At 61.7% G+C, this 12575-nt stretch carries 12 protein-coding genes; 4 read left to right on the forward strand and 8 right to left on the reverse strand.

All coding sequences use genetic code 11. The features are described 5' to 3' along the window. On the forward strand, positions 1-932 hold a 932-nt coding region (locus Q1W40_RS06480; protein ID WP_300710156.1), incomplete at its 5' end, for a methylmalonyl-CoA mutase family protein. 231 nt (positions 933-1163) lie between these two features. Here Q1W40_RS06480 and Q1W40_RS06485 read toward each other — a convergent pair. Continuing rightward, a complete protein-coding gene (locus tag Q1W40_RS06485; RefSeq protein ID WP_300710158.1) occupies positions 1164-3131 on the reverse strand; it encodes a PhoX family phosphatase in 1968 nt (655 codons plus the stop codon). A gap of 216 nt (positions 3132-3347) precedes the next feature. Here Q1W40_RS06485 and Q1W40_RS06490 point away from each other — a divergent pair, with 216 nt between their 5' ends. Then, positions 3348-4856, forward strand: a complete 1509-nt coding sequence (locus Q1W40_RS06490) for an AMP nucleosidase (protein WP_300710160.1) — start codon at positions 3348-3350, stop codon at positions 4854-4856. Positions 4857-4889: 33 nt separating this feature from the next. Here the strand turns inward: Q1W40_RS06490 and Q1W40_RS06495 are convergent, their stop codons facing one another. Together Q1W40_RS06495 and Q1W40_RS06500 are read right to left on the reverse strand one after the other, a co-directional pair. Beyond that, complete coding sequence (locus Q1W40_RS06495) at positions 4890-5519, reverse strand: TetR/AcrR family transcriptional regulator (protein WP_300710162.1); 630 nt, start codon at positions 5517-5519, stop codon at positions 4890-4892. Positions 5520-5537: 18 nt separating this feature from the next. Next, the gene (locus Q1W40_RS06500; protein ID WP_300710164.1) at positions 5538-6122 is read right to left on the reverse strand and encodes a 5-formyltetrahydrofolate cyclo-ligase; all 585 of its coding nucleotides are present in this window, start codon (positions 6120-6122) and stop codon (positions 5538-5540) included. A 9-nt stretch (positions 6123-6131) separates the two neighbouring features. Between Q1W40_RS06500 and Q1W40_RS06505 the strand changes: the two genes are divergently transcribed. Together Q1W40_RS06505 and Q1W40_RS06510 are read left to right on the forward strand one after the other, a co-directional pair. Beyond that, positions 6132-8126 carry a lytic transglycosylase domain-containing protein gene (locus Q1W40_RS06505; protein WP_300710166.1) on the forward strand — a complete coding sequence of 665 codons (1995 nt, stop codon included), beginning with the start codon at positions 6132-6134 and terminating at the stop codon, positions 8124-8126. Continuing rightward, positions 8123-9376, forward strand: coding sequence for a multifunctional CCA addition/repair protein (locus Q1W40_RS06510; RefSeq protein WP_300710168.1), 1254 nt, complete (start codon positions 8123-8125; stop codon positions 9374-9376). Before Q1W40_RS06505 ends, Q1W40_RS06510 begins: the two co-directional genes overlap by 4 nt. A gap of 158 nt (positions 9377-9534) precedes the next feature. Here Q1W40_RS06510 and trxC read toward each other — a convergent pair whose 3' ends face one another. The 5 genes from trxC to Q1W40_RS06535 form a co-directional block, all read right to left on the reverse strand. Next, positions 9535-9981 (reverse strand): thioredoxin TrxC, encoded by a 447-nt coding sequence (trxC, locus tag Q1W40_RS06515; protein ID WP_300710170.1) that lies wholly within the window; start codon positions 9979-9981, stop codon positions 9535-9537. Between the two features lie 88 nt (positions 9982-10069). Beyond that, positions 10070-10324, reverse strand: a complete 255-nt coding sequence (gene infA, locus Q1W40_RS06520; RefSeq protein ID WP_108324509.1) for a translation initiation factor IF-1 — start codon at positions 10322-10324, stop codon at positions 10070-10072. 14 nt (positions 10325-10338) lie between these two features. Then, positions 10339-10554, reverse strand: coding sequence for a hypothetical protein (locus tag Q1W40_RS06525; RefSeq protein ID WP_228769086.1), 216 nt, complete (start codon positions 10552-10554; stop codon positions 10339-10341). 376 nt (positions 10555-10930) lie between these two features. Beyond that, positions 10931-11125, reverse strand: coding sequence for a DUF2905 domain-containing protein (locus Q1W40_RS06530; RefSeq protein ID WP_300710174.1), 195 nt, complete (start codon positions 11123-11125; stop codon positions 10931-10933). A gap of 18 nt (positions 11126-11143) precedes the next feature. Continuing rightward, complete coding sequence (locus Q1W40_RS06535; RefSeq protein ID WP_300710176.1) at positions 11144-12265, reverse strand: SAM-dependent methyltransferase; 1122 nt, start codon at positions 12263-12265, stop codon at positions 11144-11146. Between the last annotated feature and the right edge of the window lie 310 nt (positions 12266-12575).

Genomic DNA, 12575 nt, shown 5'->3' on the forward strand with positions numbered 1-12575 from the left:
CCGGCGCCAACCCGATCAGCCAGCTGGCGTTCACGCTGTCCAACGGCTTCACCTTTGTGGAAGCGTACCTGGCGCGTGGCATGCACATTGACGACTTCGCACCGAATCTCTCCTTCTTCTTCAGCAACGGCATGGACCCCGAATACACGGTGCTCGGCCGCGTGGCGCGCCGCATCTGGGCCGTGGCCATGAAAGAGAAATACGGCGCGAACGAGCGATCCCAAAAACTGAAGTACCACATCCAGACCTCTGGCCGCTCGCTGCACGCGCAAGAAATCCAGTTCAACGACATCCGCACCACGCTGCAAGCGCTGATCGCGATCTACGACAACTGCAACAGCTTGCACACCAACGCGTTTGACGAAGCGATCACCACGCCCACCGAAGACTCGGTGCGCCGCGCCATGGCGATCCAGCTGATCATCAACCGCGAGTGGGGCCTGGCCAAGAACGAGAACCCCAACCAGGGCGCCTTCATCATCGACGAGCTGACCGAGCTGGTCGAAGAAATGGTGCTGGCCGAGTTCGAGAAGATCGCCGAACGCGGCGGCGTGCTGGGCGCCATGGAAACCGGTTACCAGCGCGGCAAGATTCAAGACGAATCCATGCACTACGAGATGCTCAAGCACACCGGCGAGCTGCCCATCATCGGCGTCAACACCTTCCGCAACCCCAAGGGCGACGAAGTCATGGAAACGCTGGAACTGGCCCGCTCGACCGAGGAAGAAAAGCAGTCGCAACTCAAGCGCCTGAACGACTTCCACACGCTGCACGCCAAAGAATCGCCTGCGATGCTCAAGCGCTTGCAACAAGCCGTGATCGACAACGGCAACGTGTTTGAAGTGCTGATGGACGCGGTGCGCGTGTGCTCGCTCGGTCAGATCACCAACGCGCTGTTCGAGGTGGGTGGTCAGTACCGCCGCAACATGTGATCCAAGACTAGATCGCCGCGCTTCGCTCGCGATGACAAGGCTTGTGTCATTGCGAGGAGCTTGCGACGCGGCAATCCAGCAACTGCGCCCCAACGAAGACTGGATCGCCACGCTCCGCTCGCGATGACAAGGCTTATGTCATTGCGAGGAGCTTGCGACGCGGCAATCCAGCTCTAACGCCCCAACAAAAAGCCCCGCCTAGGCGGGGCTTTTTCATGGTCAAACCTGGCCTCAGGTCCCAATCACGCCGCCATCGTTCTTGGTGATGATGACCGTTGCCGAGCGCGGCATGGCACTGCCGCCTTCGGGCCAGTGGCTAGAGCCACCACCGTTTTCACCTGGGTGCTGGATATTGATGAACAAGGTTTTGCTGTCAGGCGTGAAACTCAAACCCGTCACTTCACACTCCTTGGGGCCCACCAGGAAACGTCGGATTTCCTTGGTCACCGGATCCGCCGCCAGCATCTGGTTATTGCCTTGGTTGGCATAGTCCCCTGTGTTGCTGTACTTGCCGTCTGTTTGGATCCACAGGCGTCCAAACTGGTCAAAGCCCAAGCCATCGGGGCTGTTGAAAGTATTGTCCGCTGTCACATTGCTGGAGCCCGCTTTGAGGGTCCCCTGATTGGCAGTCACACTGGGATTGCCCGCCAACACAAAAATATCCCAATCAAAGGTCGCGGCAGCAGCGTCGCCACCCGTCTCACGCCAGCGCACAATTTGTCCGTAAATGTTGCTGGTTCGCGGATTGGCGTCGTTGACTGCAGTGCGACCAGAATTGTTGGTCAAGGTCACATAGACCTCACCTGAAGTCGGGTGCACGGTGACCCACTCTGGCCGGTCCATTTTGGTGGCACCAACAGCGTCAGCGGCAAGCCGTGCATTGATGAGAACATCGGCTTGGTTGGTGAAGGTGTAAGTGGCATAGCCTGAAATCAATGCATTGCTGATGTTCAGTTCAACCCATTGGCCCGAGCCCATGAAATCGCCTGTGGTCGCTTCATCGTTGAACTTGGCCACATACAGTTTGCCGCTGTCGAGCAAGTTGGCATTGGCACGCTGATTGCCTTCGATGTACGCATTGGTCGAGACAAATTTGTAGATGTAGTCATCGGCCTGGTCATCGCCCATGTAAACCACCACACGCTTGTCTTTGGTGAAAGCATAGGCTGCGTTTTCGTGCTTGAAGCGACCCAGCGCAGTGCGTTTTTTGGGCTTGGAAGTCGGGTCAAAAGGATCGATCTCCACAATCCAGCCAAAGCGATTGGATTCGTTGGGCTCGATCTTGTAGTCGAACCGTGTGTGTTGCACCTCCCACGCATAACCAGACGTGTTTTTCGTGATCCCGTAGCGCTTCATGGCGACAGTTCGCCCATCCACAGTGGGGTCCACAGTGGTGCCAAAATTGTTGTTGAAGTTTTCCTCGCAGGTCAAATAGGTGCCCCAAGGGGTGTAACCGTTACCGCAGTTGTTGACCGTGCCCAGCACTTCGGTGCCCGTGGTGTCTGCACTGGTTTTCAACTTGTCGTCGCCAGCAGCTGGCCCCGTGAGCAACATGGGGGTCGCGGCAGTGATGCGGCGGTTGTACACAGAGTCCATCACCAAGGCCCAAGTGCCAGCGGTTTTCTTGATGTGGAGGACCGAACAACCCCAAGCACTGATGGCCTTGTTGACGCGCTCCAGCGTGTTGGCGGGCGCTGGTGTGGGCCCGAACAAGGTCAGGTAGTCGGTGTAGGCTGGTGCCAAAGTGGTGTTGTATTCATGGTTCATCACCAACAAGCCTTCGCTGCTGGATGTGCCATTGATGGGGAAGAAATGAATGCCGTCGTGGTTGTCACCCACTTGGCGTGCTTGGTCTGCAGCAGACTCGGTGCCATTGCCCGACCATGTCGAACCCGCACCGGTCGAAAACAAGGGTGTACCCCAAGGCACAAAGGCCGTGGCAGTGTACCCCTCGGCCACCACAACGGTATCGGCAGATGATGCCGCAAGCGCCTTGAAGCCGAGCAATGAAGCGACGCTCTCGTTGTCGCTGCCACCGCAAGCCGCCAAAGGGCCCGCCAGGAATGTGGCAACGGCCGCACCGCTGCCGAATTTCAAGAATCCGCGACGATTGACTGCGCGGTTGACGACATTTTGAAAATGTTCGTTCTGGGTCAGATTGGTGGGCAAGTCTTCACTGTCGATGGCGCTGATCTGCATTGAAAATTCTCCGTTAAGTAAAAAAGCGTGATCGGGATAACCCATCCAGTCTTGCAAGGCCATGTGTCAGACACATGAAAATGGATTGAAGATTTCGAGACACTCTTGATTTCAAAACTGCGCCAACAGGTTGGAGGATTCAAGCTGGACAAGTCTGTGGGTGGCGCCTGCAGTTGTCGGACCTGAAGGGGCGCACAGCTTGGGCACAATGAGGCCATGAGAACACCGATCCCTTTCATCGCCCCCGAAGTTTTTGACAACGCCGATGCGGCCCTGGCCCGCGTGCAGGCCATTTATGCGCAAAGCGTGACGCACCTGCGCCAGGCCATGCAGCGCTTTGTGGCCGGCGACGAGCTGCACGACCGAGTCCGCGCTTGCTACCCGTATGTGCGGCTGGAGACGGCCACCGACTGGACGCCCCCAGACGACGCCGAAGCCGAGTTGCTGAGCTATGGCTTTGTGGCCAGTGCCGGCCAATACGCCACCACCCTCACCCGCCCGGACCTGTTTGCCCCTTATTTGCGCAAGCAGTTCGAGCTGTTGATCCTCAACCACGGTGTGCGGCTGGAAGTGGGCACCAGCAAAGAGCCGATGCCGGTGCATTTTTCGTTTGCAGAAAACGAGCACATGGAAGGCGAAATGAGCGCTGCACGCCGCGCCCGCTTGCGCGATGTGTTCGACCTGCCCGACCTGACCGCGATGGACGACAGCATTGCCAATGGCACTTGGCGCGGCGCGCAGAGCCAGGCAGAACCCCTTTCGCTGTTCACCGGGGCGCGCACCGACTATTCGCTGCACCGCCTGCGGCATTACAGCGGCACCAGCCCGGCGCACTTTCAGAACTATGTGCTGTTCACCAATTACCAGTTCTACATCGACGAGTTCATCGCGCTGGGCCGCGCCGAGATGGCCAAGCCGGACAGCCCGTATGTGGCCTTTGTGGAGCCGGGCAATGTGGTCACGCGCCGTGTGGGCCTGAGCGCCGAGCCTGATGATGCGCTGGGCGCCGCGCCACCGCGCCTGCCGCAGATGCCGGGCTACCACCTGGTGCGCGAGGGGCACAGCGGCATCACCATGGTCAACATCGGCGTGGGCCCCGCCAACGCCAAGAACATCACCGACCACATCGCCGTGCTGCGCCCGCACGCCTGGCTGATGGTGGGCCACTGCGCGGGCCTGCGCACCACGCAGCAGCTGGGCGACTATGTGCTGGCCCACGCCTATGTGCGCGAAGACCATGTGCTGGACGAAGAGCTGCCACTGTGGGTGCCGATCCCGGCGCTGGCCGAAATTCAGGTGGCGCTTGAAAAAGCCGTGTCGGAGATCACTGGCTGCAAAGGCCATGAGCTCAAACGCCTCATGCGCACCGGCACCGTGGCCAGCACCGACAACCGCAACTGGGAGCTGCTGCCCTTTCACCACAGCGACAGCACGCCGGAACGCCGCTTCAGCCAGAGCCGCGCGATCGCGCTCGACATGGAGAGCGCCACCATCGCCGCCAACGGCTTCCGCTTCCGCGTGCCCTACGGCACGCTGCTGTGCGTGAGCGACAAGCCGCTGCACGGCGAGATCAAGCTGCCCGGCATGGCCAACCACTTTTACCGCGAGCGGGTGAACCAGCACCTGCAAATCGGCATCCGCGCACTGGAGTTGCTGCGTGCCGCAGGCCCGGCTCAACTGCACAGCCGCAAACTGCGCAGCTTTGCCGAGGTGGCGTTTCAATAAGCTACAAGGGTGCTGCGATGGGTCAGCGGCACATCACCCCAAACCTTTTTCGAGCATGGCAATCACCTCTTCGGCGAAAGCCGCATAGCTGATCGGCCCACCCGGGCGCAGCCAGGTGAAGGTCCAGTTGATCATGCCCAGCAGCATCATGGTCAGGGCGGTCTGGTTGGTGGGGGTCAGGCGCTCGGGGTAGGCGCGCTTCAAAAAGCGGGTCATGGCGGCGACGATGTCGCGCTGGCGGTTGAGGATCAGGTCTCTGGGCGAAACCGGGGTGGCGCCCAGAGCAGGGTCTGGCGCATCGCTCAAAAATTGGGTGTCATTGAGCAATGCGGCATGGCGGGTGGCCGAGTTTTCATACTCCTGAAGGAAAGCCCGCACCAGCTCGTGCAGGGCAGCGCGGTCGTCCAGGTTCTTGCGTTGGGCCGTGGCTTCGGTCTGCGCGATCAGGCCCAGCAGGCGCTGGGTGTGGCGGTCCAGCAGGTCAAACAGGATCGCCTCTTTGCTCTCGTAGTAGTGGTACAGCCGCGCCTTGGACGTGCCGCAGGCGGTGGCGATCTCGTTCATGCTGGCCGCAGGGTAGCTGCGCTGCGCAAAGCATTGCGCGGCGATATCGAGGATCGCGTCGCGCTTGATGTCGTGGGTGGCGGATTTGGGTCGGGCCATGGTTTTACTGCTGCTCGTTCAAACCGGCCAGACCACGCCGTTGTCGTTCAGGATCGCGTCCAGCGGCTGGTCGTGGTCTTCGGGTTCCAGGTCGTCCACAAAGCTGTGGGTGAAACCCAAACCGACGGTGAAGGGCTTGGGCTGCAGGGTGGCCAGGGTTCGGTCGTAAAAGCCGCCGCCGTAACCCAAGCGGTAACCGCCCGTGCCATAGCCCACGCACGGCACAAACAGCAGAGTAGGCACGATCACTTCGGTGTCTTTGGGCTTGGGGATGCCGTAGGCGTCTTCTTCCATCGGGCAGCCGGGGTACCAGGTGTGAAAAGTGAGGGTCTTGTGCTGCTTGTTGACCACCGGCAGGCCAATGCGGCGGCGCTGCGGTTCGCCGTGCAGCTCGCCGTCTTCTTTCCAGCGGTGCAGCACGGGCAAGGGATCAAATTCGCCCTTGATGGGCCAGTAGGCACCGATCACAGTGTCCGGACGGTCAAACAGCCAAATGCGCATCACGCGCTGCAAGGCCTCGGCCCGCTCCAGGCGGTCCGGCAGGTTCAATCTTTCTTCGATCAAGGCCTTTCTCAAGGCTTTCTTGGCATCCGCTTTGTCCATAATCAACCCATGCCTCATTCATTCAAGCAACTGACACAGATTCTGACACTGGTTGGCGCCTTGGCCGCGATTGGCCTGGCCTGTTTTCCTGCGCAAGCGCAAAACAAAGGCGACGACACCCTGCTGGAGATGGCCCAAGCCTTCCGCAAAAACGACAAAGCCCGCTTGAGCGCCCTGCTGCCACAAGCCCGCGGGCACCTGCTGGAGCCCTTGGCCGCCTATTGGGAGCTGCGCCCTCGGCTGGACAGCGCATCGGCATCCGAGATCCGCAACTTCCTGAACACGTATGCGGGCAGCTATTACGAAGACCGCCTGCGCAACGACTGGCTGCTGCAGCTGGGCAAACGCCGCGACTGGGCCACATTCACCGCCGAATACCCCCACTACCGCATGCGCGATGACCGAGAAGTGCGTTGCTATGCGCTGGCGACGGAGGCCATCAACAGCAAAGCCAATGTGGCCGATGAGGCCAAACGTCTTTGGTATTCGCTGCGCGAAGCCGAAGACGGCTGCACCTATGTGGCCGAGCACCTGCACTCGGGCCGGCAGATCAATGGCATCGACCTGTGGCGCAAAGCCCGCATCGCGATGGACGCCAACCGCCCCCGCCCCGCGCAAGCGGCGGTGGACATCGAGGCACCTCGCCTGTCCGAGCAAGTGGCCTTGATCCACGCCGACCCGGCCAAGTACCTGGAAAAACGCATCATCGCCATCACGCGCAACCGCAAAGAGCTGGCGGTGCTGGCCTTGATCCGCCTGGCCGCAAGCGATCCGGACAAAGCGGCCAATTTGCTGGAGCACCACTGGGGCGTCCAACTGAGCGCCGAAGAGCGCAACTGGACTTGGGCCGTCATTGGCAAGCAGGCCGCGCAAAAACTGCAAGACAACGCCAGCAGCTACTTTGCCAATGTGCGCCGCGATGGTGACCTGAACGACGATTTGCTGGGCTGGAAAGTGCGCGCCGCCTTGCGCATGGGTCAGTGGAAACAAGTGCTCAGCGCCACGCAAGCCATGTCGCCAGAAAGCCGCAAGGAAGCCACCTGGGTGTATTGGCAAGCCCGCGCCCTGCTGGCCACCACTGGCAAAGACGAAGCGGCCAAGCAAGAGGCGCAAAGCTTGCTGCGCAGCATCGCCAGCGTGCGCGGTTTTTATGAACAGCTCGCACTGGAGGAGCTGGGGCAGAGCATCACGGTACCCGAACGCCCCAGTGCTTTGAGCGCGCAAGAAAAAGCCGCAGCCCAGGCCAACCCGAGTTTGCAACGTGCGCTCTACGCCATCAGCATCGGCTTGCGCGCCGAAGGCAACCGCGAGTGGAACTACAGCACCAACTTGCACAGCCCCGGCGGCATGAACGACCGCGAACTGCTGGCCGCCGCCGATCTGGCCTGCCAGCGCCAGGTGTGGGACCGCTGCATCAACACCAGCGAGCGCACCAAGGACGTGATCGACTTGGAACAGCGCTTTCCCATGCCGCTGCGCGACATCGTGGTGCGCCGTGCAGGCGAGATCCGACTCGACCCGGCTTATGTTTACGGCCTGATTCGCCAGGAAAGCCGCTTCATCATGGATGCGCGCTCGCATGTGGGCGCCTCGGGCCTGATGCAGGTCATGCCCGCGACCGCCAAGTGGACCGCCAAGAAAATCGGCATGAGCAGCTTCACCCCCGACCAGATCACCGACAAGGAAGTCAATGTGGCCATTGGGACGGGTTATCTGAAGCTGGTCCTGGACGACTTCGAGGGCTCCATGGCCATGGCCGCAGCCGCCTACAACGCAGGCCCCAGCCGCCCGCGCAACTGGCGCAACGGCCCGGTGCTGGAAGCGGCCATCTGGGCCGAGAACGTGCCCTTCCATGAAACCCGCGACTATGTGAAGAAGGTGCTGTCCAACACCACCAACTACGCCGCCATCCTGACGCGCCAACCGCAATCGCTGAAAAACCGGCTGGGGCAAGTCGGGCCGCGCAACAGCGCCCAAGCCGAGTCCAACCCCGATCTGCCATGACCACCTACGCCGTCGGGGGTGCTGTGCGTGATGCCTTGCTGGGCTTGGCGGTGCAGGATCGCGACTGGGTGGTGGTGGGCAGCACGCCCGAGGCCATGACCGCGCAAGGGTATGTGCCGGTGGGCAAGGATTTCCCTGTGTTCCTGCACCCGCAGACACGCGAGGAATACGCCCTGGCCCGCACCGAACGCAAGACCGCCCGAGGCTACAAAGGCTTTGCGGTGCAGGCTGCGCCCGACGTCACGCTCGAAGAGGACTTGGCCCGGCGCGACCTGACCATCAATGCCATGGCCGTGCCCGAGGCCTTGGCCCATGCCGCGCCCAGCACATGGACGGGCCTGATCGTCGACCCCTATGACGGCCAGCGCGACCTGCAAGCCAAAGTGCTGCGCCATGTGACCGAGGCCTTTACCGAGGACCCGGTGCGGATCTTGCGGCTGGCACGGTTTGCGGCGCGCTTTGCCGACTTCAGCGTGGCCGATGAAACGATGGCGCTCATGCGCCAGATGGTCGAGGGCGGCGAAGTGGACCATTTGGTGCCCGAGCGCGTCTGGCAGGAACTGACCAAAGGCCTGATGAGCACCAAGCCTTCGCGCATGTTCGAGGTGCTACGCGAATGCGGCGCGCTCAAAGTGTTGCTGCCCGAACTGGACCGCCTGTGGGGCGTGCCCCAACGCGCCAAATACCACCCCGAAGTCGACACCGGCGCGCACATGATGCTGGTGATGGACATGGCCGCACAGCTGAACACACCGCTTTCGGTGCGCGTGGCTTGTTTGTTCCACGACCTGGGCAAAGGCAACACACCGGCCGACGTGCTGCCGCGCCACATTGGGCACGAAGGGCGCAGCGTGAAGTTGTTGCTCAAGGTGTGCGATCGCCTGCGCGTGCCCAGCGACTGCAAAGAACTGGCCGAAGTCATGGCCCGCGAGCACGGCAACATCCACCGCAGTGCTGAGTTGAACGCCGAGGCCGTGATGCGCCTGCTGGAGCGCTGTGATGCTGTTCGCCAGGCCGAGCGCTTTGCACGTGTGCTGCAAGCGTGTGAATGCGATGCGCGGGGGCGTCTGGGCTTGGCCGATGCGGCCTATCCACAAGCCGAGCGGCTGATGCTGGCCCAAAAAGCGGCCTTATCGGTGGAGACGGCGCCGATTGCGCAGGCCGCTGCGCAAGCAGGCCTCAAAGGCCCTCAGATCGGTGAACGGATCACGCAAGCGCGGGTGCAGGCGATTCGCGAGGTCTTGCGGTGAGTCCATGGGGGCGTGGATCCCGGCTCGGGGGCCGGGATGACCCATCAATTTGACAGAGATGACGGGGCAATCCAGCTGTCACCCCGGACTTGATCCGGGGTCCATCCATTCGTCACCCCGGACTTGATCCGGGGTCCATCACGGACCAACCCTCAGCCTCAAAGATGCGAACGCGTCCACTGCGCAATGTCTGCTGCCGAGCGGAACGCGCCCGCCTGTCGGGCGACTTCCTTGCCGCCCACAAACAGCGCCAGCGTGGGGATGCTGCGGATGTTGAAGCGGGCCGCGATGCCTTGCGCTTCTTCGGTGTTGAGTTTGGCCAGACGCACTTGGGGCTCCAGCAAGGCAGCGGCCTGCTCGTAAGCCGGGGCCATCATGCGGCAAGGGCCACACCAGGGCGCCCAAAAGTCCACCAGCACAGGCACCTGACTGCGGCCGATGTGCTTGTCAAAGCTGGCGTCGTCCAAGGCCACGGGGTGGCCATCAAAAAGGGACTGGTGGCATTGCCCGCAATCGGGGCTGCTGCGCATATCGGCCACACGCACCCGGTTGGTGGTGTGGCAATGCGGACAAACAATGTGCAAGGACTCGGTTGAAGTGGTCATGAATTCCCCTGTGTTCCATCCCATCTGGGGGCCACGGCCTGCGCTTCAAGAGCCCTGTGCGAAGGACGGCTGCCAGCCGTCCGCCGCTTCAGCGTGGGGTACGTGGGGTCATGGGTGGGCGACCGGCCAGGTGACGGAAGCTGATGCGGCCTTTGCTCAGGTCATAAGGCGACAGCTCCAGCGTCACACGGTCACCCGCCAGAATGCGGATGTGGTTCTTGCGCATCTTGCCAGCGGAGTAAGCGATCAGCTGGTGACCGTTGTCCAGCGTCACGCGAAAACGTGTGTCGGGCAACACTTCGTTGACCACGCCCATCAGTTCAATCAGTTCTTCTTTAGCCATTTAAAACGTCTTTCTCAAAGCAGGATCGGTTTCGTCGTCTGGCGCTCCACCCACAACTTGCCTTCATCGAGGGCGTATTGGCTGGCGGCGGCCGGTGTGGCGAATTCGGGCACAAACCGCATCACGCGGTCGGTGCTGGCGCTGCCGCGGCCACTGGCCACGGACACTTGTGCGCCAAATGCGCCATTGGGCAAAGCCCTGGAGCACGGCTGAATTCGGAATTTTCCCATGGAGATGGGTTGGTGTGAACAATATGAAATGGTCATGTATTTTAACGAAGGGGGTCGAACCGCTTTTTTCGGCCCTCTTGGGGGCTGTGCAACGGCACGGGTCTTGGCATGTCCTGCTGCCAAAAAAGCGCCCCCATGAGCAGCCCTGAAGGCCTGCCCAACAACAGCACCGTGCAGAGGTGCGTCAAAAAGGAAGCAAAAAATCGTCTGGGCCCAGCTTGGAAAAGCATGGCGGGCGATGTGCACAGTGGAGGACAAGACTGGCATCCCTCTGCCGGGATGCGCTATCGGCTCGCTAGGAGCTAGATGGGCATAAGTCGCCAATGGCGTGCCGCACTGTAACACGTCCAGGCTTGCAGCGCTGGCGCACGCCCACTCACAGCCACTTGGCAATCGCGGCGGCCAGCATGCTCAGCAGCAAAGTGCTGGTGATCGGGATGAACCACTCCCGCCCAAACAGGCGAAACCGGAAATCCCCCGGCAAACGGCCAAAGCCCAGCTTTTGCAGCCAGGGCTGCAGGCCACTGAAGATGATCAGGGCCAGTAAAACGACGATCAGCCAACGGAACATAGGCGCCTTGCTTGCGGCTCAGAGCCGGTGCGACCGGTCACCCCGGTCAAAGCCTTGAGCAGCCCAGTCGCCCGAGGTGGCCAGGCCGATCACTTTGAACAGCTCGCCCATCTCGTGCTCGTTGACCAGACGCTGGGCCTGGCTGCGCTCAGCCAAAGAGGCCTCGGCCATCCGCTCGGCCAGGCCCAGGTTCAACAAAAACCAGGCTTGGCTGGTGTAGCCGAGCACGTGCAGCCCGGCGTTCTGTGCGGCCAGCGCCACGCCCGTGAAGTTGACGTGGGCCGTGATGTCTTTTTGGCCCACCGCCACCAGCGGGTCGGCATCGGCCTGGTGCAACTGGTGGCACATGACGGTGCCCATGTGGCGCTGGGGGTGAAAGTATTCGCCCTCGGGAAAGCCATAGTCCAGAAAAAACGCCGCACCGCCCCGACCCGCCTTGAGTCGTTCGGCCAAACTGGCGATGAAGGCTTCGCCTTGCGGGTGGATTTCGGTCAGGTAATCGTGCTCGCCCTCGATGGCCATCGGTGGGCGCAAATCGGTGGGGCGGTCTTCCCAAGCGAAACCCTCGCCTGCAGTGGTCACGCCGCGCTCATGCCAGACGCCGCCTGTGCGCTGCAAGAGTTGCACCGGCATGGCGTCCAGCACCTCGTTGCCCACCACCACGCCTTCGATGACATCGGGCCACGCGTCGAGCCAGCGCACTTTGCCCGCGTATTTGAGCAAGGTGTCGGCTTGGCGGGCACGCAAAGTGCCCGACAAATCGATGATGGTGTAACGCGCCACCGCATCGCCCAGGCTGTCCAGCAATTGCAAGGCCAGGGCACCGGTGCCCGCGCCAAACTCCCAAATATCTTGCGTGCCTGTGGCTTGCAAAGCCTGTCGCACCTGCACCGCCAGGGTGTGCCCAAACATCGGCGACAGACCGGGCGCGGTCACAAAATCGCTGCCCGAGGACGGCATGGCACCGAACTTTTGCAGGGCGTTGGTGTAGTAACCCAGACCCGGCTCGTAGAGGGCCATGGCCATGAAGCGGTCAAAGCCAATCCAGCCGCCCGCTTGCGCGATGGCTTGGTGGATGCGGGAGGTCAATTCAGAAGGGGGGGCGGTGTAGGGCGTCGTCACCCCGAGATTGTCGCCCATGCCACGCGGGGTCTTGGGCGGGTGCAAACGACCCGCGCCAGGCGCTTCACCGATAATTGGGTGCTTGCTTGGCAAACTGTCATGCCGGACCTGATACGGCATCCAGGGTGGCGCAAGCATGGACCCCGGATCAAGTCCGGGGTGACAAGCTACTTCAACAAGCCTTCGCAGGTCAACCGCCCTCTTTCGAACCGCAAGCTGCTCACATCCATGAAACAAGTTCTGGTCACCGGAGGCGCTCACCGCCTGGGCGCCGAGATCGTTCGCCAATTTGCGGCGGCGGGCTGGCGCGTGTGGTGCCATTACCAAC

The organism is Limnohabitans sp. (assembly GCF_030158565.1).
In the GTDB taxonomy this organism is placed as follows: domain Bacteria; phylum Pseudomonadota; class Gammaproteobacteria; order Burkholderiales; family Burkholderiaceae_C; genus Limnohabitans_A.

Bases quoted from the DNA above. Each gene is read 5' to 3' on its own strand.
- Q1W40_RS06495 (WP_300710162.1), bottom strand. From the start codon at position 5,519: ATGGCCCGACCCAAATCCGCCACCCACGACATCAAGCGCGACGCGATC.
- infA (WP_108324509.1), bottom strand. From the start codon at position 10,324: ATGGCTAAAGAAGAACTGATTGAACTGATGGGCGTGGTCAACGAAGTG.
- Q1W40_RS06500 (WP_300710164.1), bottom strand. From the start codon at position 6,122: ATGGACAAAGCGGATGCCAAGAAAGCCTTGAGAAAGGCCTTGATCGAA.
- Q1W40_RS06530 (WP_300710174.1), bottom strand. From the start codon at position 11,125: ATGTTCCGTTGGCTGATCGTCGTTTTACTGGCCCTGATCATCTTCAGT.
- Q1W40_RS06490 (WP_300710160.1), top strand. From the start codon at position 3,348: ATGAGAACACCGATCCCTTTCATCGCCCCCGAAGTTTTTGACAACGCC.
- Q1W40_RS06505 (WP_300710166.1), top strand. From the start codon at position 6,132: ATGCCTCATTCATTCAAGCAACTGACACAGATTCTGACACTGGTTGGC.
- Q1W40_RS06510 (WP_300710168.1), top strand. From the start codon at position 8,123: ATGACCACCTACGCCGTCGGGGGTGCTGTGCGTGATGCCTTGCTGGGC.
- trxC (WP_300710170.1), bottom strand. From the start codon at position 9,981: ATGACCACTTCAACCGAGTCCTTGCACATTGTTTGTCCGCATTGCCAC.
- Q1W40_RS06485 (WP_300710158.1), bottom strand. From the start codon at position 3,131: ATGCAGATCAGCGCCATCGACAGTGAAGACTTGCCCACCAATCTGACC.
- Q1W40_RS06535 (WP_300710176.1), bottom strand. From the start codon at position 12,265: ATGGGCGACAATCTCGGGGTGACGACGCCCTACACCGCCCCCCCTTCT.
- Q1W40_RS06525 (WP_228769086.1), bottom strand. From the start codon at position 10,554: ATGGGAAAATTCCGAATTCAGCCGTGCTCCAGGGCTTTGCCCAATGGC.